The 24,152-nt window shown below is 63.1% G+C and carries 25 protein-coding genes; 8 read left to right on the forward strand and 17 right to left on the reverse strand.

Annotation, left to right across the window (positions count from 1 at the left end; genetic code table 11):
- Positions 1-114: 114 nt before the first annotated feature.
- Together B208_RS0118580 and B208_RS0118585 are read right to left on the reverse strand one after the other, a co-directional pair.
- Positions 115-1,107, reverse strand: coding sequence for an MBL fold metallo-hydrolase (locus tag B208_RS0118580; protein ID WP_018129052.1), 993 nt, complete (start codon positions 1,105-1,107; stop codon positions 115-117).
- A 95-nt stretch (positions 1,108-1,202) separates the two neighbouring features.
- Positions 1,203-1,802: a DUF7344 domain-containing protein gene (locus tag B208_RS0118585; protein ID WP_007982116.1), complete on the reverse strand. Its 600-nt coding sequence runs from the start codon at positions 1,800-1,802 to the stop codon at positions 1,203-1,205.
- Positions 1,803-2,102: 300 nt separating this feature from the next.
- On the opposite strand from B208_RS0118585, the gene B208_RS0118590 reads away from it, so the two are divergent.
- The 3 genes from B208_RS0118590 to B208_RS0118600 all read left to right on the forward strand — a co-directional run bounded on the left by B208_RS0118590 (position 2,103) and on the right by B208_RS0118600 (position 2,966).
- On the forward strand, positions 2,103-2,474 hold the full coding sequence (locus B208_RS0118590; RefSeq protein WP_007982118.1) for a hypothetical protein: 372 nt from the start codon (positions 2,103-2,105) through the stop codon (positions 2,472-2,474).
- 37 nt (positions 2,475-2,511) lie between these two features.
- Positions 2,512-2,700 (forward strand): DUF7576 family protein, encoded by a 189-nt coding sequence (locus tag B208_RS0118595; protein WP_007982120.1) that lies wholly within the window; start codon positions 2,512-2,514, stop codon positions 2,698-2,700.
- Between the two features lie 77 nt (positions 2,701-2,777).
- Complete coding sequence (locus tag B208_RS0118600) at positions 2,778-2,966, forward strand: hypothetical protein (RefSeq protein ID WP_007982122.1); 189 nt, start codon at positions 2,778-2,780, stop codon at positions 2,964-2,966.
- Here the strand turns inward: B208_RS0118600 and B208_RS0118605 are convergent.
- The 3 genes from B208_RS0118605 to B208_RS0118615 form a co-directional block, all read right to left on the reverse strand.
- On the reverse strand, positions 2,932-3,576 hold the full coding sequence (locus B208_RS0118605) for a uracil-DNA glycosylase family protein (RefSeq protein ID WP_049805666.1): 645 nt from the start codon (positions 3,574-3,576) through the stop codon (positions 2,932-2,934). The two genes, B208_RS0118600 and B208_RS0118605, sit on opposite strands and share 35 nt — an antisense overlap.
- Before the next feature lie 716 nt (positions 3,577-4,292).
- Complete coding sequence (gene tuf / locus B208_RS0118610; RefSeq protein ID WP_007977074.1) at positions 4,293-5,558, reverse strand: translation elongation factor EF-1 subunit alpha; 1,266 nt, start codon at positions 5,556-5,558, stop codon at positions 4,293-4,295.
- 62 nt (positions 5,559-5,620) lie between these two features.
- The gene (locus tag B208_RS0118615; RefSeq protein WP_139025483.1) at positions 5,621-6,718 is read right to left on the reverse strand and encodes a YihY/virulence factor BrkB family protein; all 1,098 of its coding nucleotides are present in this window, start codon (positions 6,716-6,718) and stop codon (positions 5,621-5,623) included.
- A gap of 102 nt (positions 6,719-6,820) precedes the next feature.
- Between B208_RS0118615 and B208_RS0118620 the strand changes: the two genes are divergently transcribed.
- Together B208_RS0118620 and B208_RS0118625 are read left to right on the forward strand one after the other, a co-directional pair.
- Positions 6,821-7,888 carry a zinc-dependent alcohol dehydrogenase family protein gene (locus B208_RS0118620; RefSeq protein ID WP_018129054.1) on the forward strand — a complete coding sequence of 356 codons (1,068 nt, stop codon included), beginning with the start codon at positions 6,821-6,823 and terminating at the stop codon, positions 7,886-7,888.
- 49 nt (positions 7,889-7,937) lie between these two features.
- Complete coding sequence (locus B208_RS0118625; protein ID WP_007977077.1) at positions 7,938-8,180, forward strand: hypothetical protein; 243 nt, start codon at positions 7,938-7,940, stop codon at positions 8,178-8,180.
- 43 nt (positions 8,181-8,223) lie between these two features.
- Here B208_RS0118625 and B208_RS0118630 read toward each other — a convergent pair whose 3' ends face one another.
- Entirely contained in the window at positions 8,224-8,499 is a 276-nt protein-coding gene (locus B208_RS0118630; protein WP_026177947.1) for a transcriptional regulator, read from the reverse strand.
- Between the two features lie 164 nt (positions 8,500-8,663).
- On the opposite strand from B208_RS0118630, the gene B208_RS23085 reads away from it, so the two are divergent.
- Both B208_RS23085 and B208_RS0118640 read left to right on the forward strand, forming a co-directional pair.
- Positions 8,664-8,861 carry a hypothetical protein gene (locus B208_RS23085; protein WP_018129055.1) on the forward strand — a complete coding sequence of 66 codons (198 nt, stop codon included), beginning with the start codon at positions 8,664-8,666 and terminating at the stop codon, positions 8,859-8,861.
- Between the two features lie 87 nt (positions 8,862-8,948).
- On the forward strand, positions 8,949-9,392 hold the full coding sequence (locus B208_RS0118640) for a hypothetical protein (RefSeq protein WP_007977082.1): 444 nt from the start codon (positions 8,949-8,951) through the stop codon (positions 9,390-9,392).
- Between the two features lie 55 nt (positions 9,393-9,447).
- Here B208_RS0118640 and B208_RS0118645 read toward each other — a convergent pair whose 3' ends face one another.
- The 8 genes from B208_RS0118645 to B208_RS0118680 form a co-directional block, all read right to left on the reverse strand.
- Complete coding sequence (locus tag B208_RS0118645) at positions 9,448-11,280, reverse strand: SLC13 family permease (RefSeq protein ID WP_007977084.1); 1,833 nt, start codon at positions 11,278-11,280, stop codon at positions 9,448-9,450.
- A gap of 428 nt (positions 11,281-11,708) precedes the next feature.
- Positions 11,709-12,584: a cation diffusion facilitator family transporter gene (locus tag B208_RS23090; protein ID WP_018129056.1), complete on the reverse strand. Its 876-nt coding sequence runs from the start codon at positions 12,582-12,584 to the stop codon at positions 11,709-11,711.
- Complete coding sequence (locus B208_RS24505; protein ID WP_018129057.1) at positions 12,581-12,721, reverse strand: hypothetical protein; 141 nt, start codon at positions 12,719-12,721, stop codon at positions 12,581-12,583. Before B208_RS24505 ends, B208_RS23090 begins: the two co-directional genes overlap by 4 nt.
- A gap of 115 nt (positions 12,722-12,836) precedes the next feature.
- Positions 12,837-15,266 (reverse strand): Eco57I restriction-modification methylase domain-containing protein, encoded by a 2,430-nt coding sequence (locus B208_RS0118660; RefSeq protein ID WP_139025484.1) that lies wholly within the window; start codon positions 15,264-15,266, stop codon positions 12,837-12,839.
- Between the two features lie 49 nt (positions 15,267-15,315).
- Positions 15,316-15,588, reverse strand: a complete 273-nt coding sequence (locus tag B208_RS0118665) for a DUF7521 family protein (RefSeq protein ID WP_007977093.1) — start codon at positions 15,586-15,588, stop codon at positions 15,316-15,318.
- The gene (locus tag B208_RS0118670; protein ID WP_007977094.1) at positions 15,585-15,956 is read right to left on the reverse strand and encodes an ArsR/SmtB family transcription factor; all 372 of its coding nucleotides are present in this window, start codon (positions 15,954-15,956) and stop codon (positions 15,585-15,587) included. The genes B208_RS0118665 and B208_RS0118670 overlap by 4 nt, the downstream gene beginning before the upstream one ends.
- Positions 15,957-16,076: 120 nt before the next feature.
- Complete coding sequence (locus B208_RS0118675; RefSeq protein ID WP_007977096.1) at positions 16,077-18,692, reverse strand: heavy metal translocating P-type ATPase; 2,616 nt, start codon at positions 18,690-18,692, stop codon at positions 16,077-16,079.
- Between the two features lie 263 nt (positions 18,693-18,955).
- Positions 18,956-19,348 (reverse strand): SPW repeat domain-containing protein, encoded by a 393-nt coding sequence (locus B208_RS0118680; RefSeq protein WP_232423870.1) that lies wholly within the window; start codon positions 19,346-19,348, stop codon positions 18,956-18,958.
- A 132-nt stretch (positions 19,349-19,480) separates the two neighbouring features.
- Here B208_RS0118680 and B208_RS0118685 point away from each other — a divergent pair, with 132 nt between their 5' ends.
- Positions 19,481-19,957 (forward strand): acyl-CoA thioesterase, encoded by a 477-nt coding sequence (locus tag B208_RS0118685; RefSeq protein WP_007977100.1) that lies wholly within the window; start codon positions 19,481-19,483, stop codon positions 19,955-19,957.
- A gap of 9 nt (positions 19,958-19,966) precedes the next feature.
- Here B208_RS0118685 and B208_RS0118690 read toward each other — a convergent pair whose 3' ends face one another.
- Genes B208_RS0118690 through nrdR form a run of 3 tightly spaced genes read right to left on the reverse strand, consistent with a single transcriptional unit; the run spans position 19,967 to position 23,937 of the window.
- Positions 19,967-20,959 carry a ribonucleotide-diphosphate reductase subunit beta gene (locus tag B208_RS0118690; protein ID WP_007977102.1) on the reverse strand — a complete coding sequence of 331 codons (993 nt, stop codon included), beginning with the start codon at positions 20,957-20,959 and terminating at the stop codon, positions 19,967-19,969.
- 36 nt (positions 20,960-20,995) lie between these two features.
- The gene (locus B208_RS0118695) at positions 20,996-23,443 is read right to left on the reverse strand and encodes a ribonucleoside-diphosphate reductase subunit alpha (RefSeq protein WP_007977105.1); all 2,448 of its coding nucleotides are present in this window, start codon (positions 23,441-23,443) and stop codon (positions 20,996-20,998) included.
- A complete protein-coding gene (gene nrdR / locus B208_RS0118700) occupies positions 23,440-23,937 on the reverse strand; it encodes a transcriptional regulator NrdR (RefSeq protein ID WP_007977107.1) in 498 nt (165 codons plus the stop codon). The genes B208_RS0118695 and nrdR overlap by 4 nt, the downstream gene beginning before the upstream one ends.
- Positions 23,938-24,152 lie beyond the last annotated feature (215 nt).

The raw sequence follows: 24,152 nt of genomic DNA on the forward strand, positions 1-24,152 counted from the left end.
CTGCAATCACGCGAAAACCGTTGGCTGTTCGTCGCGACCGTGACCGAACTATCCGAAAACTGCTGCCAACTGCACCAAACATCCGTTTCCCGGTCTCGAAACGCGAACTCGTGATTACGGACTCGTCGCCATCCGGTCCTCGAAGAGCGCGTCCAAACCGGGTGGCTCGACCAGTTCGTACTCGTCGCCGACGCGTTCGACGTATCCCGCTTCCGCGAGATGTCTGAGGTGGGCGTAGGATTCGCCGGGGCCGTGGAGGAGGTGGATGCCGTCGAGGTCGCCGAACAGGTGGGAACCCACGGTCCACGGGTCGGTCGGGCCGTGTCGTTCCAGCACGTCGATGACGTCACCGGCGCGGTCGCGGTGGTGGTCCCGAATCTCGCGGGCGCGCCCCGTCGGGTCGAGCGGGCCGCCGTGGCCGGGCCAGGCGCGCTCGTAGGACTCCCCGACGACGTGCGACAGCGTATCGAGGTACGCCGCAAGCGGATTTTCGAGGCGGACGTCCGCGCCGCCGACGTTGGGCGTGTAGTTTCCGAGGAGGGCGTCGCCGCAGAAGAGTTCGCGGCCGGAGTCGCCGTCGAAGGCGAACCCCGAGAGACCGGCGGTGTGGCCGGGGAGGTGGACAGCTTCGCGTTCGACGTCGCCGCGGTCGAAGCGGTAGCCCGCGGAAAACGGCTCGACGGTCGGTTCGGGACCGTCGAGACGACCGATTTTCCGCGCGTGCTGGAACACCGGGTCCTGGATGTGCTCGGGGAGCCCCCACTCGTCGAGGAGGCGCTGTTGGCGGGTTCCGATGGCGTCCCACGCCGACTCGTCTTGGGCGACGAGCGCCGCGTCGTCCTCGTGGACGAAGACGGCGGCGTCGCTTCGCGCTTGGACGGTTCCCGCGAGTCCGGCGTGGTCGGTGTGCCAATGGGTGACGAGCACGCGGTCCACGTCGCCGACCGAACAGCCGTAGTCGGCCAATCCTGACTCCAGTGAATCGAGCGTTTCGGGCTTTCGAACGCTCGTGTCGATGAGTGTCGTGGGAGCATCGGTATCGGTACCGAGGAGGTAAACGCTGTTTTCTCCCTCGAACTCGGAGTTTTCGAGTCGAATTCGGTTCACACCTGTTTTCGAGCGTCACCACTCATTATATTTTTTATATTTCTCTCGATAACGAGTGGCGTCCGTCGTCGTGTCGAACGTCGGAGCGGTACTCGTTACTCGTCGCCCGTGAGGAGTTGCGCGAGTGACAGCGCCGTAAACGACGCGACGATGAGGACGTCCCAAATGATATTCGGAACGAAGGAAACGGGTGGGACGCCGATCCACGCCGCCGCTACGACGGCGATTCCGACCGCGGTGGCAACTCGGTAGTAGCGCAACCACGGGGTTTCGTCGTCGCTCGACTCTCCGTCTTCCATTTCGACTTCGTAGTCGGATTCGTCCGCCGTGTCGAGATACGGGTCGAACTGGTCGGCCAGCGGTCCGCGTTCGACGATGCCGCGGCTCTTGTTGTAGCGGATGATTCCCTCGCTTTCGAGCTTCGGCAGGTGAGATTGGTACAGCGCGATGTAGACGCGCTGGCGTTCGTCCGAGGTGAGCGCCTGCACAGTAGTGTCGTTTTCCCACGCGGCGACCTGCTCCGCGAGGTCGCGCATCTCGACCGTGCCGCCGGTCTCCTTCAGGAACCGAAGCGCGTCCCGACGTCGCTGTGTCTGGAGAATATGAAATATCTTGTCGCGGGAGAGCGGTTCGACGGACTCCTCCGTGGCGTGTTCGAACCCGTCTCCCGCGGTCGAGTCGGAACTGACGCTCATCGTTTCGTCCCTTGGTATGCGTCGCTTTCCACTCGATTTCGAGTGCCCGGTCGTGGATTCTCGTCGTTACTTCGGTCCGAGACTGTCGGTCGTCTCGGTAATCGGTCGTTTCGTTGCTCGCGTGCCATGTAGTTCAATATCTCTTGTTGATTTTAAAAAGGTATTGGGTCTACGACGATGATAAAGGTCACATTTATCTTCTGGCCGCTCGTTGGTAGTTTCCGATTCCCGATGGTTCCGTTTCGTCGGCGAAGCCGTGGTCGGGGTTTTAATATCTCGAAATGGAAGCTTTCCACGACGATGGAGAACTTCGACGGCCGGGAGTACCGTCGGGTCGTGCACCGACTCGCGGGTAAGGTTCGGGAACGGGTCGGTTCCGGGATGAGTATGCGCTCTGCCCTGTACCGGTCGGTCGGCGAGTGTATCGGCAACCTCTGGAATCGTGACGTGTCGCTTCGCGTCTGTGAACTCTCCGAACAGGACCCCGAAATCGAGATGGTGACCGAAATCGTCGCCGAGGACGAGACCGAGACGCACGCCGATTACGAGGTGTTCGTCCGCGCGATGGCGTTCTCGGTCCTCGAACAGGACGTGCGCGAAGCGGTCGAAAACACGGTTTCCGTCGAGCGGGAGACGGACCCCGGAGCGAACGGACGCGAACTCGGCGGCTAGACCATACGTTTACGCGCCTTCGGGCCGTGGTGACTCTATGCCCAGTCCCACCCACTCGGACGATGAATTCACGTCCTGTGCCAACTGCGGCAAACTCGTCAACCTCTCGGAGTATCACCCGACGGTGGTCGTTCGACACAGCGTCACCGCCAACCAAACGGAGAACGTGACCCTCCACTTCTGTAGCGAGGACTGTCTGGACGAGTGGACCGGCCCGTTCCCGTGACTCGATTTTCGCGGTAATCTCCCCTTACCGGCCGAACGCTCACCGCGTTTTACCCGCCCGCTCGACGTTCTCGCCGCATGGAGTTCGAACGCCCGGAATCGCGCTGGAAACGCGCCGCCATCATCGGCGGCATCGCGCTCGGCTTTCTCGCCGCTTCGTTCATCGTGCTTCCCGTCGCGCTGCTCGCGGTCGAGTTCGTCGCGGGAATCGTGGTCGGACTCGTTCGCGTCGTCACCGAACCTCGTACGGATCGGCGTCCGGCATGAAGCGCCCCAAATCGACCGTCTGCTGGTAGTCCGAGGACAGGATTCCGTTCAGTCGCTCCCGAAGGCGGTCGCCGTCGTTCGGTCCCCACTCGCGCGGGTCACGAACCGGGACGACGAGGAAGCCCCGTCCTTTGATCTCCTCGGCGTGGAGCGTCGCCATATCTGGGCCGTCCCGTCCGTCGCCGATTCCGTGTTTTTCGGCTTGCGCCGTGAACTCCCAGAAGACGTGTTCGGTCGCTGTTCGGCCGACCGGAAGCAGGACGTGTGCGGCGATAGCCCTGAGTTCGGCGTCGAAAAATCGCTCCATGTCGTCGTACTCTCGCGGCGTGGGCTGCCGACCGTCGGGCAGCCTGCACATGTGGAGGTAGCTCATGAACAGGTTCGCGATGGTCGGCCGGTCGCTGTACACGTCGCCGATGAGGCCGACCTCGTTCAACACCGGCTGTAGCGTCTCCCCGACGGGGCCGCCGGTAAACGGCACGTTCGACTCGATGCCGCCGTGCGCTCCCGGATGGTCGCCGATGAGGTGGAAGTCCGCGTTCGCGTCGCCGTAGCCGAACACTGCACAGTCCCCGTCGTGTGTGACGTTACACTGGCAGGGTGGTTGCATTCCGAACGGATTGCTCGTCCGTTCATCCTCGTGAAGCCATTGCACACCCTCCGTAGCAGTCCCGTATGAAAAAGCGCGTCGGTCCGCGGAACCGCACCGCTGTCGGGTTCAACGGACGTTCGACTGGAATCGTATTTCCGAAAACCGGTAGACCTGAATTGGAAGATGCATCGGGAGATGCACCGAACCAGAGACACAGAGCTGTAGATTTTGACAGGCGCAAAGCCGTGATTTTTCGCGGGTCGTTCTCCGAATCCTATTCGTTCCCTCCTGTTTGGTATGACATAACACATAGTACAACGGCGCGATTACTATTTAGTTCTTGTGGTGATATCGGGCGATAAGCTCTGCCAATGATTTCCCAATTTGCTAAAAACAATGCAAATGGGATTTTCTAACCGAAATAATTTAAACATCTCGTTTCATGTGGTCTCGTTCTCACCGTCACCGTTTTCCCTCCTTCTTCCCCTGCTCTCACCTCTCTCCTTCTTCCCCTGCTCTCACCTCTCTCCTTCTTCCCCTGCTCTCACCTCTCTCCTTCTTCCCCTGCTCTCACCTCTCTCCTTCTTCCCCTGCTCTCTTTCCCCGTTCTTCGTTTTCTACCCGACACTGTGCGGCCCGGAGCGGCACGGATGCGCCGCTCCGGTCTGTTTCACCATCTTCCGTACACTCACCGACTTCATCCCGCGAAAAACAGCAATTCGGGCCGACGCCCGCTACTTCTCGTTCACTTCCAGCACCCGCCCCGCCGCGATGGTCTGGCCCATGTCGCGCACCGCGAAACTGCCGAGTTCGGGAATCTCCGACGACGGTTCGATGGACAGCGGTTTCTGCGGTCTGACGGTGACGACGGCGGCGTCGCCGCTCTGGATGTAGTCGGGATTCTCCTCGACGACTTCGCCGCTGGCCGGGTCTATCTTCTGGTCGATGGATTCGATGGTGCAGGCGTCCTGTGCGGTGTGCGCGTGGAACACCGGCGTGTAGCCCGCGGTGATGACCGACGGGTGTTGCATCACGACGATTTGGGCCGTGAAGGTGTCCGCCACCTTCGGCGGGTCGTCCGCCGGACCCGCGACGTCCCCGCGCCGGATGTCGTTTTTGCCGACTCCACGGACGTTGAACCCGACGTTATCCCCCGGTCCCGCTTCCGGGACCTCCTCGTGGTGCATCTCGATGGTTTTGACCTCGCCGGTCACGTCGCTCGGTTGGAAGGACACCGAGTCGCCGATGTTCAACATGCCCGTCTCGACGCGTCCGACCGGGACGGTTCCGATGCCCGAAATCGTGTACACGTCCTGAATCGGCAACCGAAGCGGCGCGTCGGTCGGCGGCTCCGGCATCGGCAGGTCGTTGAGCGCTTCGAGGACGGTTTCCCCGTCGTACCACGGCATCTCGTCGCTGTGGTCCACGATGTTGTCCCCCGCGAGCGCCGAAATCGGGATGAACGAAGCGTCCTCGGTGTCGAACCGGACTTGATTCAACAGCCCCTTTACCTCGTCTACGACCTCGCGGTAGCGGTCCTCGCTGTAATTCGCAGCGTCCATCTTGTTTACCGCGACGATGAGTTCGTTGATGCCCAAGGTGCGCGCGAGGAAGACGTGTTCTTGCGTCTGTGGCTGAACGCCGTCGTCCGCGGCGACGACGAGGACGGCGTTGTCCGCCTGACTCGCGCCCGTAATCATGTTCTTCACGAAGTCGCGGTGGCCCGGCGTATCGACGATGGTGAAATAGTACTCGTCGGTGTCGAACTCCTGGTGGGCGATGTCGATGGTGACGCCGCGTTCGCGCTCCTCTGCGAGGTTGTCCATCACGTAGGCGAACTCGAAGCCGCCCTTCCCCTTCTCTTCGGCTTCCTGTTTGTGCTGTTCGATGACGTGTTCCGGGACGCTCCCCGTCTCGAAGAGGAGTCGTCCGACTAAGGTGGATTTTCCGTGGTCGACGTGACCGATGATCGCTAGGTTCTGATGTGGTTTGTCTGGCATACCCCTTTCCCCCGTATCGAGTACGTATCGTGACGAATGAGCAAAACAGTTGTGCCGGTTCCCTACTCCCCGCTGCGCCTCGTCTTCGTCATTTCCCGCCGTAGCTCCCGTTGAATCTCGTTCGTCGAAAGGCCGTCCTCACGCGCCTGTCTGGTAAGCCGGTGTAACACCTCCCGGAACTCCTGCTCGCTCTCGATTCCTCCGCTCGCCACTGCTTCTCCCCCGTTCGCCACTGTTTCATTCGCCCTCGTATCGTTCACTCCCGATTTGTTCGCTCCCGCGCCGCTCTCCACCGTCTCGTCCCCCACCGTACCCTTCCTCTCGGTCGGTTTCACTTCCGCCGAGTCGCGTTCGCGGTCGCTTTTGGCGGCGTCTCCCGTCCGTCCGGCGAGGACCGCGTTGACCGCCGCGCCGAACAGGATGACGATGCTGCCGACGTAGAGCCAGACGATGACGAGGAGGATCTTTCCGACGGTTCCGTACAGGCTGGTGTTGTACGCCGAGACTTGCGCGTACATGTGAAACACCGAGTGGAGGACCTGCCAGCCCACGGCCGCGATGGCGACACCGGGGAGGATTTCTCCGATTTCGACGTCGATGTTCGGAAACACGTAGTACATCGGGAGGAACGCGATGCCGAGGACGAGTATCGACACCCCCTCGGCCAGATACTCGTCGAACGGCAACCGCTGTGGCGTCGAAATCGTCGCGCTGGTCACGCCGATGGTGACGACGACGAGGACGAGCGCCACGAGGACGACCACGCCGTCCTCCAGTTCGTCCCTGAACGAGGTCTTTCGCTCCACGTCGTAGATGTCCGCGAACGCCGCGTCGAGCGCCCGAAAGATTCGAAACGTGCCCCAGAGGAGCACCAGGACGACGACGAGCGAGTCGCCCGGCGACGGTGCTCCCGAAATCGCGTTTTGCAGGAAGATGTTGGCGCTCGCCGGGAGGTAGGACCCGATGTCCTGTATCAACCGCCTCGCGAGGGTTTCGCTCCCGACCGCGGAGACGATGAGCGTCAACAACAGAAGCACGGGAAGCAGGGAGACGAAGGAGTGGTAGGCGATGCTCCCCGCCATGAATTTGATGTTCTCCTCGTGCACTTCCCGCACGATGTCCCGCCCTAAAGAGACGACGCGCCGGAGTCGAGGGTTCATATCCGATATACGGTGAGCGCCCCTAAAAGTTCCAACCGTGATTCACGTTCTCCCGTTTGCCCCCTCCCGCCGTTTTAAGCCGACGAGGGCCGACCCTCGGGTATGAAAGCCGCTGTGTTGCGCGAGTACGGCGAACCGCTTTCCATCGAGGAGGTGCCGGAACCGACCCCCGACCCGCTCGGCGTCGTCATCAAAACCGAAGCCTGTGGCATCTGTCGAAGCGACTGGCACGCGTGGCAGGGCCACGGCGAGTGGGCCGACGACCAAGTTCCAATCGGGCAAATCCTCGGCCACGAACCCGCCGGACGGGTCGTCGCGGTCGGCGAGCAGGTCCGGGACATCGGCGAGGGGGACCGAATCGCGGTCCCGTTCAATCTCGGCCGAGGCCACTGCGGGTACTGCCAGAACGGCCACGGCAACGTCTGTGAAAACGGCATTGCCCTCGGCTTCGAGGAGGCCGCGCCCGGCGCGTTCACGGACCGGGTCGACGTCCCGTCCGCCGACTACAACGCGGTGCACCTCCCAGAATCCGTCTCGCCGGTCGAGATGGCCGGGTTGGGCTGTCGGTTCGTCACGGCGTACCACGCGCTCGCCCACCGCGCCGACCTAACGCCGGGGGATTGGGTCGCGGTTCACGGGTGTGGCGGCGTCGGCCTCTCGGCGGTTCACGTCGCCGACGCGCTCGGCGCGAACGTCATCGCGGTGGATTTGGACGCCGACAAACTCGACCGCGCGCGAGACCTCGGCGCGGACGAGACGGTGCTCGCCGACGCCGAGACCGACGTTCCGACGACGATTCAGGCGCGACTCGGCGGGGCCGACGTCTCCATCGACGCGCTCGGCATCGCCGAAACGTGTCGGAATTCCATCGACTGCCTCCGCCCGCGCGGTCAACACGTCCAACTCGGGTTGACGACGGACGCGGAACGCGGCGAGGTCTCCCTCCCGACGGACGCGATGACGATGCGCGAAATCACGTTTTTGGGGTCGCGCGGGATGCCGCCGTCCCGCTACGACGAACTGCTTCGCATGCTGGAACGGGACACGCTCTCGCCCGGTAAACTCGTGACGAACACCGTTTCTCTGGCCGAGGTTCCCGACCGCCTCGCCGCCATGAACGACTTCGAAACGTCCGGCATCGAGGTTGTCGAGTTCTCCGCGTCATCGTAGCTCGAAAAACCTCCTGAATAAATACAAATTTTGACGACACATCACCAGTATGTCTCCCACAACTGAATCCGCGGAGGGCCTTCCCCTTCGGCGCATCCTCCTCATCGCCCTCCTCCTGCTGGCGACGCCGCTCGTCGTGTTCGTTCTCATCGCCGGAGCGCTGACGGCGGACGCCGGTCTCGGCGGGTGGTTGCTGTTGGTCGTCGCGCCGCTGTCGTTCCTCGGCACCGGCCTCTGGCTGTTGGCTGGCGGGTCGCTGCGCTGGCCGAAGCGTGTCGATACGTCCGCGTAGAAGGAATTCGCTCAGTTCGGTTCCGTACCGCTACGTTCCGGTCCTACACCGGCACTTCGTTCAAGCAGTTCACTTGCTCCCAGTCGCCCGTATCGTCCAGTCGGTAGAGCCGCTGTCGGGCGTCGGGGATGTACACTTCCTCGGTGACGGCACCGATTTCCGTCAGGTTCTCCAGTGCGCTCCTGACCGTTCGCGCCGAAAGTCGTGACCGCTTCACGATTTCCTTCTGCGTGTGGGCGCCGCTGTACTCCAACACTTTGAACACGAGCTTCGCGCTCGGCGGTAGCTCACATAGGCAGGTCAGGGTCTGCTTCTCCATACACGGTTCCATGGGTGCCAGCCACTAAACCGCTCGCTAACTGCACGGTAACCCGGTATCATGCATGTCACCCGACGGTGGGAAGTTCTCCCAACGATAGGGAGTCTCACACATGTCACCGGAAAAACGTAGGTTCTTTCATTGATGACTGCGAATATACGCGTATGCAGCCTGAACTTGCAAGCAGAACGCGGTCGGGGGACCTCGACCGACTGTTCTGCCAGGTGTGTGGGGAGCGTTTCGATGCCGACGCCGCGACGGACGACGGGTGGCACTACCAGTGTCCGAACGACGACTGTGACGGCGCGGGCATCCGTGAAGACCTGTATCCGGTTCGAGACGTCCTTCCGTCCCGTCGATAACCGATTCCGACCGACCGTCCCGTTTTCTTTCTCCCCACGTTCGATGGAAACCCTTTACCTCTCCCGCTACACCACAACCAACATCGAATGCGGTTCGACAGCTTTCTGATTCAGGCACTCGCGACGCTCATGCTCTTGGCCGGGCTCGTCCTCACCGGCTACGCGCTCCTCCAGCCGCCGCAAAACACGACGACCTACACGCTCTCGCTGGAGCAGGTGGAGAAGAACGAACCCGGCGTGCGCTCGTCGTCGGTGAAGTACGGAAGCTTATCGAGCGAGGCGCGGGTCGCCTTCGGTCGCGCGAAACTCCACGGGTCGTATCAGCTGTCGGACGAGCCGCCCGGCGCGTTGGAGGACTATTCGTTCGTCATCGACAACGATAGGGTGTACGCCATCACGATTTCGGAACGAGAACACATCACGGAGCGGATGGCGACCCTCTTCGGCGGCACGATGGCCGCGGTCATCGGGGCGTTCATCTTCGTCTCGTGGCTGGACGTGCTCTCGGGATTCCGGCCGAATCGGAACTGAAACGGGAGATACGAACCACACACCCGATTCGACCGCTTCGTCGAACGTCCTTTCCTCAGAGTCCCCAGAACGTCACGATTCCGGCGACCGTCACGGCGGACAGGAGCAGTTGGAGCGGTGCCCCGATTCGGAAGTAGTCCGTGAACTTGTAGCCGCCCGGCCCGTAGACGAACAGGTTGGTCTGATAGCCGACGGGACCGAGGAACGACGTCGAGGCGGCGAACGTCACCGCGAGGACGAACGCGAACGGGTTGGCGTCGATTCGGGTCGCCGCCTCGACGGCCACGGGAATCATCAGGACGACGCTGGCGTTGTTGCTGATGACCTCCGTGATGAGGCCCGTGGCGATGTAGAATATCCAGAGGACGGCCACGACCGGAAGGTAGTTCGCGCTGGCCGCGACGAGGCCGCCGAGCAGTTCCGCGCCGCCGGAGTTTTCGAGGGCGACGCCGAGCGGGATGACGCCCGCCAGCAGGAAGATGACGTTCCACTCGACCGATTCGTACAACTCGCCGGGTTTCAGGACGCCGGTGGCGACCATCGCCACCACGCCGCCGAGCGCCGTGACGAGAATCGGGAAGACCCCGAGCGCGGCGAGCGAGACGACCCCGACGATGATGGCGAGCGCCGCCGGAATCTTCTCGGTTCGGTAGTCCGGGTCGCTCACTTGGTGGGCCACGATGAAATCCCGATTCGCCGCCAGCCGGTCGATGCTGTCCGCCGACGCCTGCACGAGGAGCGTGTCGCCGACCCGAATCGTCACCCGGTCGAGACGCTCGTGGATGACCTCGCCGCGGCTCCGGAAGGCGAGGACCGCGGCGTCGAAGCGCTCCCGAAACGTCGAACTCGAAAGCGTCTCCCCGACGAGCGAGGACCCGGAGGGAATGACGACTTCGACGAGCGTCTGTTCCTCGCCGGGGTCGATTTCCGCCTCCGTCGGCGTCCCCGCGAGCGTCAGATGTTCGAGCGTCGTGAGCGTACTTAGCGTCTGCTTGTCGATTCGGAGCGTGAGCACGTCACCGGCGCGTATCGTCCGCTGACCGATGTGTTCGATGAACGTCTCGTCGTCCCGAACTAACTGGATTATCTCGGCGTCGAAGACGGCCTCGTCGATGGCGTCTTCGACCGTTTGGTCGACGAACGGCGACCCCTCGGCCACTTCGACTTCCGTGAGGTAGTTTTCCATCTCGTACTCCTCGATGTAGTCTTCCTCCGGCGGGACGCGTTCGGGTAGGAGTCGGTGGCCGACGAACAACAGGTAGAGTCCGCCGACCACGAGGACGATGACGCCGAGTCCCGTGAACTCGAACATCGAGAAGGCGTGGAGGCGGGCGTTTCCGGTTCGCTCGGCGAGTCGCCCCGTCACGTTGCTGGCGAGGATGTTGGTCGAGGTGCCGATGAGCGTGAGCATCCCGCCGAGCATCGAGGCGTAGGAGAGCGGGATGAGCAGTTTCGACGGCGAAGTCTTCCCCTCGTGCGCGAGGTCGGTGATGACGGGCACCAGAATCGCCACGACGGGCGTGTTGTTCACGAACCCGGACGCGGGTCCGGCGACGCCGATGGTCGCGAACAGCTGTTTTCTGAGGTCGCTTCCCGCGAAGTCGGCTAGCCGACTGCCGAGCAACTGGACGACCCCCGTTTGGCTGACGCCGGCGCTGAGGATGAGCATCGCCAGCACGGTGATGGTCGCCTCGTTTGCGAACCCGGCGATTCCCTCGGTCGTGCTGATTCCCGTCCACGGTTCGAGCACCATCAGCGTGACCATTATCAGAATCGCGGTCACGTCCACGGGAAGCAACTCCGTCGCAAAGAACACCAGCGCGATGAGGACGATGGCGAACACCACGAGCATGTCCGTCGTCACAGCCGCCAACCCGGTCTGCATCATATCCCCGTGTACGGATTTTCGCCTCAAAAAGATTGGTGATAACTTATGGAGATGAAATAAAAATCATTCAAAATGGATTCAAAACATAACTGTGTGAATTATCTATGGCGTTGCTTTCGATATTCGTGTTCGCCACCCCGCCTCCGTCGGCCTGGCCGCGTTCGTGGTTTTCACCACCGCGACCCTACCGGCGTGACTTCGTGACTACTGGAGCGTTCTATTTTTTACTGGATACTACCGGAGAATACTATTTCATACTATATCCTACTATTTCATACTTATATCTACCATCCTACACTGTATTCTCCTCCTCCACTCTCGTCCGAGCGGTTCAAAAATCGGTTTCTATGTCCACCGCACACGTCCTTATCGAACCGCACCGCACCTCTCCATCGAACCGCTTTCTCCGCTTCGCCGCTCATTTCCATTCAATCGGCGACGTGGCCGCCGTTCGCCGGATAGCAGTCGAAGTCGGCGGTTTCGCAGTCGCCGCTCTCGGACTCGACTTGGATGGTCGCGTGACCGATGTCGTGGCGTTCGTTGAGGGCGTGGCGGGCGGCGTCGAGAACCGCGTCGCGGTCCGCGTCGTCCGCGACGACGACGTGGGCGCTACAGGCCAAACTGCGGTTGGTGAGCGCCCAGACGTGCACGTCGTGGACGTCGATTGCTCCGTCGAGGTCGGAGAGCGTCCCGGTGATGTCGTCCACGTCCACGCTGGACGGCGTGCCCTGCAGGAGGATGTTGACGCTCTCGATGAGGAGGTCCTTCGCGGAGTACAGGACGAGCGCGGCGATGACGAGGCTGAATATCGGGTCGAGGACGTAGAGGTCGGAGACGTACAATCCGACCCCCAGCGCGATGGCGGCGAGGCTTCCGGCGGCGTCGGTCAGCAGGTGGAGGTAGACGCCCTCGACGTTGAGGCTGTCCCGGCCGCCGTGGAGGACGTACGCCCCGGCGAGGTTCGCGCCGAGTCCCACGACACCGATGACGATTGTGGGAAGCGCCTTCACGTCCTGCGGGTTCTGGAACCGCATGACGGCCTCGTAGGCGACGTAGACGACGATGATGACGAGGAAGACGCCGTTCGCCAGCGCGGCGAGAATCTCGGCGCGTTGATAGCCGTAGGTGCGCTTCGAGTCCGCATCGAGCGTGGCAATCCACGCGGCGAAGAGCGCGAGGACGATGCTCGCCGAGTCCGTGAGCATGTGCCCGGCGTCCGCGAGGAGCGTGAGCGAGTTGGCGTACAGCGCCCCGGCGATTTCCACCACGAAGAACGCGGTGTTGATGACGAGCGCGATTTTCAACGCTCGCCGGTTCCCCGACCCCCCGTGGCCGCCGTGACCGTGGCCGTCGTGGTCGTGACCGTGACCGCCGTGACCGTGGCCGCCATGAGACCATCGTGGTCATGGTCGTGTCCGTGACCGTTCGAGCGGTCGCTCATGTGGGAACGAAACCCCTTCTCGGGTATTAATTCCCCTGTCATCGTTCCGGGGTAGAATAGCAGTCTCTAGCAACTGAACGGGTCTGTGTTCATAACACCCGTCGTCCTCGGGACGTCAGTTCACGAGTCGCTCGACCAGTTCGATTTCGTCCGCCGAGAGTCCGTAGGCTCGGGAGACGAGTCGGTCGATTTCCGCATCCGTCCGCTCAATTTTCGCGTCCACCTGTGCCGCGGACCGACACCGCTCCGCGAACGCCGTCGCGGTTTCGAGCGACGGGAGCCGAATCGATTCGAGTCGGTCGAGCGGCGAGATGGTTTTCCGCGCCTCCTCGGTGAACCCGTCGCTTTCGACGTGGCGCGGGACGTACCACGGGAGCACGTCGCGCCACTCCTCCCGCCCGTCGGCCTCGAACACGAGCGCTCGAATCGGTTCCGTCTCCGCGAACCCCCACGTATCGGTGGCCCGCTCTTCCGCGGGACGATAGCGGGCCGTCGCCGAGAACACGAGTTCGTCCACTCCTCTCTCGACGCTGACGTTCCCGACGCGAAGCCCGTCCCGCGTCGTCGTCGTCTCGGCCAACGGCGAGTCGGTGCCGACCCGCCGAACGAGGTCACCGAGTCGCGGGCCGTCATCCCCCTCACCCTCATCCTCTTCTGGACCCTCATCTCCTTCTGGACTCCCATCCTCTTCATCCTCATCCCCATCCCCTCCGGGAAGGCGGATTTCGATGTCCGCTCGCGCCTCTCGAAGCCGTTCCAACCGTTCCGTCAGCGCGACCAGTTCGTCGCGCTCTCCCTCGCCGTCGGGAATCGGCAGCCGATTTGCGAACATCGGCTTGAACCGGAGATAGCCGCCGCTGACGTGCGTGCCGCCGTACACCTGCTGAAACCAGCAGGCCGAAACCGTGGCGTTGATGACCGCGAGGAGGTACCGTAGCGGCAGGTCGGAACGAGGGCGGGACCGGACGCTGAAGAGGGTGTTCAGCGCGTACGTTCCGGCGTCGTCGTACGTCGCCACGGGACGGTCGCTGATGTCTCGGAGGAGCAGTTTCTCGCCGTCGAAGACCGTCCGGTCGCGTAGGGCACCGTACTCGCCGTCGCCGATGAGCGACGGGTCGAACCGAACCCAGTCGCCGTCCCACTCCAATCGGTAGCGCGATACGTCCCCCCCGCCCACGACTTTTTCACAGTCCGGCCCCGGTTCGTCCACGACGAGCTTTTCCCGCACGTTGCCGGTGTGGATACCCTCCGTCATATCGACGTGCGCTCCGAGTTCGTCGAACTCCCGGACGAGTCGTTCCGCCAGCGACCCGAACGAGGGGTCGATACCCACCGGAATCACCCGGTCGCCGAGCGCGTCCACGAACGACCGGGAGAGCGTCGTTTCCGCTGTTTCCTCCGTCCCGTCGCTCGACTCCCCCCGCCGAATCGATATCTCCTCGGTCGGGCCGCCGCCGGAGTCGAACGTGAGAACCAGCGGGTAGACGCTCGCGTCGGGGAACACCGTGCCGTTCGACACGTCGAGCAGTTCCACCAATCGGTGCTCGTCGAGCAGTCGGTTGCGGAGGGGTCGCCCGTATCGCGCCGTCGTCCACTTGTTCGGGACGATACAGGACACCCTCCCTCCGAGTTCGGCCATGCGCTCGACGAACGGCACGTAGAGGTCGAACGACCCGGTCACCGTATCGTACCGCTCCCGAAGATCGTCTTTTCGCTCCGCCGGGAGGTGGCGGCTCCGTACGTAGGGTGGATTGCCGACCACGGCGTCGAATCCGTCCCCGTCGAATCCCGCCACGTCCATCCACTCCGGGTTCGACGCGAGCGCGTCGCCGACGACGAGGGTGTCGTCCGGCCAGACGCCGGTTTCGAACCACACGGCCGACCGTGCGAGTTCGACGGCCAGCGGGTCCACGTCCACCCCGAAGATGCGGTTCTCCGCGACGAACTGACGGGCTCGCTCGCTCTGCTCGTCGCGGGATTCGGCCAACCGGTCGATGGCGCAGGTCAGAAAGTTTCCGCTCCCCATCGCGGGGTCGATGACTCGGGCGTCCTCCCGTCCGTGGAGCGCCCGCGAAACCGCGTATTCGACCACCTCGTTCGGCGTGTAGTACGCTCCCGCGGACACCCGCCGCGTCGCGTCTCCCGTGAGACGAATCCCGCCGTCTTCCATCTCGGGTACGTAATCGAGCGACCGCTCGTACGCACCACCGAGTCGCCGAAACGACAGCGAATCGTACGCCAGCGAGTCCAACAGCGCGTGCAATCGTTCGTTCGCGTCCTCCGACAGCGAGTCGAAGCGCACCCGCTCGTCCCGGAGTTCCGGCCCCTTCGCAAACGGCGGTCGGTCGCGGTCGCGTGCCGCCGCGAATTCGGTGACGAGGCGGTCGAACACACCGACGAGGGCGGCGTCGAACGCCAGTTCCGGTCCCGCCGCTGTCGGTTCGAGCGTCACGAGCAATTCGTCCGTGGCGAGTTCGAGGGCGCGCCGGACGGTCTCGTCCACCGATTCCGTAGCACCCGCGGCCGCTCCACGGTGCCGGGTCATTAGTTTCACAACGCCCGCCACCGGGATAAGTTTACTCCGCGTCGAACGGCTACTCCGCGTAGAGCGAGTAGGCGATGGCGGCGAAGCCGAGCGCGGTCAGCGTGCTTTCGATGACGAGGACGAAATCCCGGTTCACGCTGAACGCTTGGTCGGCGAGTCCGGCGAGCAGAGCGCCGAGGGTGACGACGCCGAACCCGATGGCGAGCGACCTGAGTGCCGGTGAGCCGGTTCGGCGGTACGCTTTGAACGCGAAGTACGTTATCACGCCGCCGAGGACGAGCGTGAGCGTCTTGAGCGTGATGACGATGACGGTGACGTTCATGTTTCCTTTCGCACCTCCGTCCAGAGCCGTTCGAGGCGTTCGTCGGTGGTCTCCGGTGGACGGTCTATCGACACGTCGAATTCCCGCTCGTCCGTCAGAGAGATGTTTACCGATTCCACCGTAATTCGGTAGCGGGAGGTGTGATGACCGTCCTCCCGAATCTCGGTTCGTTCGTCGACGAGGGAGGCTTCGCTTAACATGTCGAGCTTTCGGTAGAGCGTCGAGAGCGGGATGTCCGTCGCGTCGGCGAGTTCCCGCGCTGTCATCGGGTCGCGTAATTCCATGATTATTCGTCGGCATGCGGGGTCGTCGAGGGCGTCGAGGACGTCCTGTAATTCGGGCGTATCGTCTGCCAAATCCCGCACCATTCACCCGACCTTTCGTTGCTCGGCACATAATAGGTTCGACTACCTCCATCGTTCGCATCTGCTGAGAACCATCGAAAAAGCGGAGGACGGTACGGCGACACACACCACGACTTCCGCTGTTCAGCGGAGGAAGCCGAGCAGGCGGTACTCGTGGTCGGGAACGTACCGTCGGAATGCTAAGCTGTTCGTCAGGACGCTCACGCTGGAGAACGCCATCGCGCCCGCGGCGAGCGCGGGTTGGAGCAGTCCGAGCGAGGCCAACGGAATCATGGCGGTGTTGTAGCCGAGCGCCCAGAAGAGGTTCTGCTTTATCTTCGAGAGCGTTCCCGCCGAAATCCGAATCGCCTTCACCACGTCGCGCGGGTCGTCGCGCATCAGCGTCACGTCCGCGGCCTCGATGGCGACGTCGGTGCCGCTGCCGATGGCGGTGCCGACGAACGCCGCCGCGAGCGCCGGGGCGTCGTTCACGCCGTCGCCGACCATCATCGCGTTCTCGCCGCCCGCTTGCACGTCCTCGACTACGGCCGCCTTCTCGTCGGGGAGCACCTCTGCGCGGACGTTTTCGGGGTCGATGCCGACCCGTTCCGCGACGGCGCGGGCGGTCCGCTCGTTGTCCCCCGTGAGCATGAGCACGGTCAGTCCCCGCTCTCGGAGGTCCGAGACGGCTTCCTTCGCGCTCGCCTTCACCTCGTCGGCGTTGGCGACGACGCCGAGGAGGCGGTCGTCGAGCGCGACGAGCATGGCCGTCTTCCCCTCGCGTTCGAGCCGTTCCATCGTCTTCTCCGCCGGGTCGGTGTCGATTCCGGCCTCCCGAAGGAGTTTCCGGTTGCCGACGAGCACCTCGCCGTGGCTCGTCTCCGCCCGGATTCCGTGGCCGGGCACGTTCTCGAAGGAACTCGGGTCCTCGATTTCGACGCCGCGCTCGTCCGCACCCGCCACGATGGCCTTCGCCAGCGGGTGCTCGCTTCCCCGCTCCGCGCTGGCCGCGGCGGAGAGCACGAGTTCTTCCGTCGTCGTCTCGGCGTCCGCCGCCGCTCCGAGTACGTCCGCCCCGCCGTCCGCCATCGCGGGGTCGGTTTCGTCGGCAATCGCCACCACGTCCGTCAACTGCATCTCGCCCTCGGTCAGCGTCCCGGTCTTGTCGAAGACGACCGTCTCCGCGTCCTTCACCCGTTCCAGCACGTCGCCGCCCTTGAACAGGACGCCGGTACGCGCGCCGATGGCCGTTCCGACCATCGTCGCCGTCGGGGTGGCGAGGCCGAGCGCGCAGGGACACGCGATGAGTACCGCGCTGGCGAAGACGACGACGGCGAACTCGAACACCGTGACGCCGCCCGCTGCACCCACCGCACCGCCCGCCACGTTTGGACCTCCGGCGACTAGTCCCCACAACGGCAGGCCGTTCACGAACCCGGAGAGCGCTTCGGGGAACAGATACCAGAGGATTCCCCACAGCAGCGCGTTCGCGATGACCGCCGGGACGAAGTAGGCGCTGATGCGGTCGGCGAGGTTCTGAATCTCGGGTTGGCGGGCCTGTGCCTCCTTCACCATGCCGACGATTTGCTGGAGCGCCGTCTCCTCGCCGACTTTCGTCGCGCGAACCGTCAGCACGCCGTTCTCGTTGATGGTCGCGCCGATAACCTCGTCGCCCTCGCGCTTTTCGACGGGGACGGATTCGCCCGTCACCATCGATTCGTCCGTCGCACTCTCTCCGTCCACGACGATACCGTCCGTCGGAATCTTCTCGCCGGGACGGACGCGAAGCAGGTCGCCCTCCTCCACGTCTTCGAGCGGGATTTCTCGTTCACCGTCGTCCTCGATCACGGTCGCCGTATCGGCTTCCAGTTCGAGAAGTTCGCGGAGCGCGTCGCTGGCCTGCCCCTTCGACCGGGCTTCGAGCCAGTTGCCGAGTGTGATGAACACGAGGATGAGCACCGCGCTGTCGAAGTAGGTGCCGCCCGGGATGAGCGACAGCATGACGGCGACGCTGTAGACGTACGCCGTCGTCGAACCGAGCGCGATGAGCACGTCCATGTTCGCCGTCCGGTTCTTCACGAGCGCGTTGTAGGCGTTCCCGTAGAACTCCTTACCCAGCCAAATCTGAACCGGCGTGGCGAGAAGGAACTGTATTACTGCCACATCGACGCCGAACACCGTCTCGCTCACCATCTCCGGGAAAAACAGGTGTTCGAGCATGAAGAAGACGAGCGGCGCCGCGAGCACCGCGCCGAACAGCGTCAGTCGGAACTGCTTGCGTATCTCGGCGTCGCGCGCGGCTTGGCGGGCGTCCGCCTCCGCTTCCTTCCCGTCCGTGCCGTCCTCCCGGACCGGTTCGTAGCCCGCCTCCTCCACGGCGTCGTAGAGGGCCGACCGGTTCACTCCGGCGGGGTTGTACTCGACGCTCGCCTCGTCGGTCGCGTAATTGACCTCGGCGTCCACCACGCCCGGGACAGATTCGAGCGCCGTTCGATTCGTGTCCGCACAGTTCGCACAGGACATCCCCGTGATTCCGATGGTCGTCGTCGCGCGAACCGGGTCGTATCCAGCGTCCTCGATGGCCGCGTAGATTTCGGACAGCGAGACGACCTCCGGGTCGTACTCGACGGTACCCTCGTCGGTGGCGAAGTTGACGTTCGCCTCCCGTACGCCGTCGAGCGAGTTCAACGCCTCGCTGACCGTTCCCGAACAATTCGCGCAACTCATCCCACGGATTTCGAGTTGCGTTCGTTCCGTCATAGTAGGTTCTTGTGTTTCAATACGGTATCCGTGTTCATTCACCTTGTCCTTTAGAAAATTCGGCCAGGTTGTGGATGGACCTCAGATACTAATTTCTCCGGTCGAGACGACGATACGGTCGAACCCGAATGGGGCGTGAACACCTTTGTTACTGCTTTCGACACGCGTATCGCGTACCTTTTTATGCCATGTCGAGCCGATTTCAGAATAATGCGTCGTGCCCTCCTCGCGGCCGCGAAAAACACCTCGAGCCACGGTTGCGGCTACGACTGTCCGCTTCCGCCCACGTCGCTTCGGGAGCGTCGTTCGAGCGCCGCCGTCCGCGCTTCTCGTACCACGCGCCCGCCGAGAAACGCCAGCAGGACGCCGACGGCCGCGTCGCCCCACTTCGGAATCGGTCCTGCGGTAGCGACGGCGAACGGGCGCGTCACTTGCCAGAGTCCGAGCAGGGCGAGCAGTCCCCCCGCCGCGATGCCGACCTGTCGGTCGCGCCACGTGCAGACGACGCCGTAGAACGCGAGCGCCGCCACGACGACCCCCATGAGAACATCGTTCCAGAAGTTCGGTGCGAGCATCGCGTCGTAGACGACGAACGGCGCGGCGAGCAGCCAGACGCCGAGCGACGTTCCCCCGATGATGAGTTCCTTTCCTCTCATATCCGTCCATTCCCCCATATCCGTTCACGTTCACGATTCGTCGGCGGATAAGTGAGACGGCCGTAGAACAAATTCACTTTCAAAAATACAAGTACAGATGTTTTATCTGTGAGCGTCGTGTAGCGCCACTCGATGCACGACACTGCGACACTCGCCGAATCGCGGACGGTCATGAGCGAAATCCTGATGCCGAACGACGCCAACAACCTCGGTCGGGCGCTCGGTGGGTCGATTCTACACTGGATGGACATCTGCGCGGCCATCTCCTCGCGCCGGTTCTCCCGCCGACAGGTCGTCACGGCGTCCATGGATCACGTCGATTTCCTCGGTCCCATCGACCTCGGCGACATCGTGACTGTGGAGGGGTACGTGTTCGAGACGGGCGAGACGAGCATGGAGGTCGTGGTCTCGGTTCGGGCGGAGCGGCCCAGTCACGACGAGAAGGGAGAGACGGCGACGTCGTTCTTCACGATGGTCGCGCTGGACGACGACGAGACTCCGACGGCGGTCCCCGCCCTCGACTGTCCGACGGACGACCAGAAAACCCTGCGTGACGACGCCCTGCGCCGCCGCGAAAAGCGCCGCACGTCGCTCAGTGCGTCCCGATAAGAACGGCCGCTACCAGTCGAGCGACCCGCCGCTCTGATACTCCGTGACTTGCGTTTCGAAGAAGTTCTTCTCCTTGTTGAGGTCCACCTGCTCGGACATCCACGGGAAGGGATTCTCCGTCCCGTACTGTTCGTCGAGGTCGAGTTGCGCCAGTCTGCGGTCGGCGATGTGCTCGACGTACTCGGCGAACTGCGCCGCGCTCATGCCGAGGATTTCGTCCGGGCAGGCCTCGTACGCGTAAATTTTCTCCAACTCGACGGCGTTCGTGATGAGATCGGTCACCTCGTCGCCGAACGCGTCCGTCCACGCGTTCGGGTTCTCCGCGCGGATTTCGTTGATGAGGTCCACGCCGAACCCGACGTGGAGCGACTCGTCGCGCAGGATGTACTCGAACTGCTGGCCGATGCCGACCATCTTGTTCTGGCGCTTCAGGCCGAGCATCATGGCGAATCCTGCGTAGAAGAAGACGCCCTCCATGATGACGTAGAAGCCAACGAGGTCGCGGAGGAACTCGCGGACGTCGGCGTCGGTTTCGATGGTGAAATCGGGGCGGTCGATGGCGCGGGTCAGGTCCACGACGAACTCGTCCTTCTCGGCGATGGAGGGAACCCGGTCGTACATCCCGTAGAGGTAGTCGGGGTCGAAGCCGAGCGAGTCACAGCAGTAGATGAACGTGTCCGTGTGAATCGCCTCCTCGTAGGCCTGTCGGAGGAGGTACTGGCGACACTCCGGAGCCGTCACGTACTCGTAGAGCGCGAGGACGATGTTGTTCGCGGTGAGCGATTCCGCCGTCGAGAAGAACCCGAGGTTCCACTCGATGAGTTGGCGCTCGGCGTCGGACAGGGCGTCGCCGTTCCACTGGGAGATGTCGTCCTGCATCGGGATTTCCTCCGGAACCCAGTTGTTGTTGACGCCCGCCTCGTAGTAGTCGCGGGCCCAGTCGTAGTCGAGCGGCAGTATCTTGTTCGGGTCGTGTTCGTTGTCGGTGTCGAGTATCGGCATGTATCGTTCGTGAGGTACGTTATCGCGTCGGTCGTGTCACTGGCAGGCGTCGCAGGTGGGGTCCTCGACGGTACAGAGATCGGTTTCGCCGTCTCCGTCGTCGGCGTCCCCGCTCCCGTCGTCGTCGGGGTCGGTTCCGAATCCGTCCCGGTGCTGGCTCTTTCCGTATTCGGCCATGTCGAGCGTCGATTTCTCGATTCCCGACGCGCCGAGCGTGCGGAGATAGTAGGTCGTCTTCAGTCCCAACCGCCACGCCGTCTTGTACACGTCGTCGAGCAGCGTGCCGTCGGTCGAGGGGAAAAAGACGTTGTGCGAGACGGACTGGTCTATCCACGTCTGTCGGTGCGCGGTCAGGCGGAGTTGGTGGCGCGGGTCGATTTCGAACGCACCCCGGTACAGTTCCTTCAGGTCGTCCGGTACGGCGTCGATTTCCTGAATCGTCCCGTCGTGGTACTTGATGCGGTCCACCATCTCCTCGTCCCACAGTTCGAGGGCTTTCAAGTCGTCCACGAGGTGGTCGTTGACGACGGTGAACTCCCCGGACATGTTCGATTTCACGTAGAGGTTCGAGTACATCGGTTCGATGGAGGGCGTGGTTCCGTTGATAGTCGAGACGGTCGCCGTCGGCGCGATGGCCATCGTGTTCGAGTTCCGCATGCCGTGTTCCTCGACGTGTTCGCGGACGACGTACCAGTCGAGCGTCTCCTCGCGTTCGGTCGGAATTTCGCGGCCCCGTTCGGCTTCGAGCGTATCTACGGTATCCTGCGGGAGCATCCCGCGGTCCCACTTCGACCCCTCGTAGGACGGGTAGGTCCCGCGCTCCGCCGCGAGCTTCGAGGAGTTGTGAATGGCGTGGTAGGAGACGAACTCCTGCCAGCGGTTCGCTTTCTCGATCGCGTCCTCGGAGTCCATGGGGATTCCCAGTTCCATCAGCGCGTCGTGGAATCCCATCGTGCCGAGCCCCACCGGCCGATGCTGCATGTTCGAGTGTTCGGCCTCGTCCGTCGGGTAAAAGCAGAGGTCAACCACGTTGTCCAGCATCCGCATCGCGGTTTCGATGGTCTCGGCGAGGTGGTCGTGATTCAGTTCGCCGCCCGAAACGTGCGTCGCAAAGTTCACGCTGCCGAGGTTGCAGACGGCGTGTTCGTCCTCGCTCGTGTTCAGCGTGATTTCGGTACAGAGGTTCGAGGAGTGGACCGTCCCGGCGTGGTCCTGCGGCGAGCGGACGTTACACGGGTCCTTGAACGTCAGCCACGGGTGGCCCGTCTCGAACAGTCGCGTGAGCGTCTTTCGCCACAGTTCTTCGGCATCGACGCGCTCGTACTGCCTGAACTCGCCCGCCTCCGCCTGCTTCTCGTACTCCCGATACTTCTCGGCGAACGCCTCGCCGGACAGGTCGTGGAGGTCGGGCACCTCGTCGGGGCTGAACAGCGTCCACTCCTCGCCCGCTTCGACCCGCTTCATGAACAGGTCCGGAATCCACGCGGCCGTGTTCATGTCCGGCGTGCGCCGCCGCTCGTCGCCGGTGTTGCGCTTCAGGTCGATGAACGCCGGGAAGTCGAGGTGCCAGCAGGCGAGGTAGGCACAGGCCGCGCCGCGTCGCTTCCCGGAGCGGTTGATGGCCGCCGTCACGTCGTTGCTGATGCGGAGGAACGGCACGACGCCGGTCGATTCGACGCCGGTCGATTCGATGAGCGCGCCGCTCGCCCGGAGGTTGGTCCAGTCGTTGCCGAGGCCGCCGCTCCACTTCGAGAGGTGGGCGTGGTGGTTGTACGAATCGAAGATGTGTTCGAGGTCGTCCGAGACGGTCGTCAGATAGCACGAGGAGAGCTGCGGATGGGTCGAGCCGCTGTGGAACAGCGTCGGCGTCGAAGGGGTGAACTCCAGCTTCGAGAGGACGTCGTAGAACTCCTTGGCCCGGCGTTGCGGGTCGTCCTCTTCGACGGCGAGGCCCATGGCGACCCGCATCCAGAACGCTTGCGGGAGTTCGAGTCGCTCGCCGTTCTCCTCGGTTTTGAGGAAGTAGCGCTGGGCCAGCGTCTCCATCGCCATGTATTCGAAGCGCTCGTCGCGGTCCGGTTCGAGATAGGACGCGAGGTCGTCGAGGTCGAATCGCTCGGGTAGTCGCTCGTCGAGGCGTCCGATTTCGACCGCGCGTTCGAGGTTCTCGATGAAGGTCGCGCGGTACTCGCGGTCCAGTTCGTAACCCCGGAGGTTCTCGCCGATGACTTCGTGGTAGTATCCCTGTCGGAAGGCCGCGGCCGCGATTCGTTTGAACGCCGGTTCGCGCTCGACGCGCGCCGAAAACGCTTGGGTAACGGCCTGATACACTTCGTCTGTGGACGCGCCGTCGTAGAGGGTGCGTTCGATTTCGCTGGCGAGGGTTTCACACTCGTCCTCGGGGAATGCGGTTTCGTAGCCTGTTCGTGCTCGGTCGAGGATGGACCGTACGTCGATGGTCGTCGTCGGTGTTCGTTGACTCATGGATTATCGGTATCATCGGTTGGATGCGGCGGGTCATCGTCGAGTTCCGCGTCGAGAACGGCGTCGAGTTCGCGGAGGAATTCCTCGGGTTCGGAAAAGGCCTTGTACACCGAAACGAACCGGATGTACGCGACCTGGTCGAGTTCGCGGAGGCGTTCGGAAACGAGGTCGCCGACGAGGCTGGACGAGACGATTCGAGTTTCTCGGTTTCCCAACTCGGACTCGACCGCTTCCACCAAGGCCGTCACGTCCGCCTCGCTCACGTGGCGCTTCTCCACGGCTCGTTCGATACCCGCGCGGAGCTTCTCGCGGCTGAACGACTCGATGTTCCCGTCGCGCTTTTTCACCTGGAGGGAGTCCCACTCCGGACGCTCGTACGTGGTAAACCGAAACGAGCAGCGTTGGCACTCGCGCCGCCGCCGTACCGATGTTCCGTCGGCACTCGTAGTGTCGATGACTCGCGTCCGCTCGTTCCCGCAGTCCGGGCAGTCCATAGTTGTCACTCCTTGTACCTCCAGTCTTGTAAGCCCACATGTGGGGCGTACCCTGCTCCAACCGCTATATGTGGTGTCCCGACGGGCACCCATAAACTTTGCCCAATTCAATTGCAGTAAAACAAATTTGTTTGTATTAGAGCGATAGAGACCACCGGCTCGAACGACGAAAACGGCCGCGGACGCCGCTGTCGGAGCCAGTTATTCGAAAATCG

It is taken from the genome of Haladaptatus paucihalophilus DX253, from assembly GCF_000376445.1.
In the GTDB taxonomy this organism is placed as follows: domain Archaea; phylum Halobacteriota; class Halobacteria; order Halobacteriales; family Haladaptataceae; genus Haladaptatus; species Haladaptatus paucihalophilus.

What these genes read in the sequence shown, in the direction of transcription:
- nrdR (WP_007977107.1), bottom strand. Translation starts at nt 23,937, where the DNA reads ATGGACTGCCCGGACTGCGGGAACGAGCGGACGCGAGTCATCGACACT.
- B208_RS0118660 (WP_139025484.1), bottom strand. Translation starts at nt 15,266, where the DNA reads ATGACCCGGCACCGTGGAGCGGCCGCGGGTGCTACGGAATCGGTGGAC.
- B208_RS0118585 (WP_007982116.1), bottom strand. Translation starts at nt 1,802, where the DNA reads ATGAGCGTCAGTTCCGACTCGACCGCGGGAGACGGGTTCGAACACGCC.
- B208_RS0118605 (WP_049805666.1), bottom strand. Translation starts at nt 3,576, where the DNA reads ATGCAACCACCCTGCCAGTGTAACGTCACACACGACGGGGACTGTGCA.
- B208_RS0118670 (WP_007977094.1), bottom strand. Translation starts at nt 15,956, where the DNA reads ATGGTGCGGGATTTGGCAGACGATACGCCCGAATTACAGGACGTCCTC.
- B208_RS0118685 (WP_007977100.1), top strand. Translation starts at nt 19,481, where the DNA reads ATGCACGACACTGCGACACTCGCCGAATCGCGGACGGTCATGAGCGAA.
- B208_RS0118595 (WP_007982120.1), top strand. Translation starts at nt 2,512, where the DNA reads ATGCCCAGTCCCACCCACTCGGACGATGAATTCACGTCCTGTGCCAAC.
- B208_RS0118590 (WP_007982118.1), top strand. Translation starts at nt 2,103, where the DNA reads ATGGAGAACTTCGACGGCCGGGAGTACCGTCGGGTCGTGCACCGACTC.
- tuf (WP_007977074.1), bottom strand. Translation starts at nt 5,558, where the DNA reads ATGCCAGACAAACCACATCAGAACCTAGCGATCATCGGTCACGTCGAC.
- B208_RS0118695 (WP_007977105.1), bottom strand. Translation starts at nt 23,443, where the DNA reads ATGAGTCAACGAACACCGACGACGACCATCGACGTACGGTCCATCCTC.
- B208_RS0118690 (WP_007977102.1), bottom strand. Translation starts at nt 20,959, where the DNA reads ATGCCGATACTCGACACCGACAACGAACACGACCCGAACAAGATACTG.
- B208_RS0118630 (WP_026177947.1), bottom strand. Translation starts at nt 8,499, where the DNA reads ATGGAGAAGCAGACCCTGACCTGCCTATGTGAGCTACCGCCGAGCGCG.
- B208_RS0118645 (WP_007977084.1), bottom strand. Translation starts at nt 11,280, where the DNA reads ATGATGCAGACCGGGTTGGCGGCTGTGACGACGGACATGCTCGTGGTG.
- B208_RS0118665 (WP_007977093.1), bottom strand. Translation starts at nt 15,588, where the DNA reads ATGAACGTCACCGTCATCGTCATCACGCTCAAGACGCTCACGCTCGTC.
- B208_RS0118625 (WP_007977077.1), top strand. Translation starts at nt 7,938, where the DNA reads ATGTCTCCCACAACTGAATCCGCGGAGGGCCTTCCCCTTCGGCGCATC.
- B208_RS24505 (WP_018129057.1), bottom strand. Translation starts at nt 12,721, where the DNA reads ATGAGCGACCGCTCGAACGGTCACGGACACGACCATGACCACGATGGT.
- B208_RS0118620 (WP_018129054.1), top strand. Translation starts at nt 6,821, where the DNA reads ATGAAAGCCGCTGTGTTGCGCGAGTACGGCGAACCGCTTTCCATCGAG.
- B208_RS0118640 (WP_007977082.1), top strand. Translation starts at nt 8,949, where the DNA reads ATGCGGTTCGACAGCTTTCTGATTCAGGCACTCGCGACGCTCATGCTC.
- B208_RS0118680 (WP_232423870.1), bottom strand. Translation starts at nt 19,348, where the DNA reads ATGAGAGGAAAGGAACTCATCATCGGGGGAACGTCGCTCGGCGTCTGG.
- B208_RS0118675 (WP_007977096.1), bottom strand. Translation starts at nt 18,692, where the DNA reads ATGACGGAACGAACGCAACTCGAAATCCGTGGGATGAGTTGCGCGAAT.
- B208_RS23085 (WP_018129055.1), top strand. Translation starts at nt 8,664, where the DNA reads ATGCAGCCTGAACTTGCAAGCAGAACGCGGTCGGGGGACCTCGACCGA.
- B208_RS0118600 (WP_007982122.1), top strand. Translation starts at nt 2,778, where the DNA reads ATGGAGTTCGAACGCCCGGAATCGCGCTGGAAACGCGCCGCCATCATC.
- B208_RS0118615 (WP_139025483.1), bottom strand. Translation starts at nt 6,718, where the DNA reads ATGAACCCTCGACTCCGGCGCGTCGTCTCTTTAGGGCGGGACATCGTG.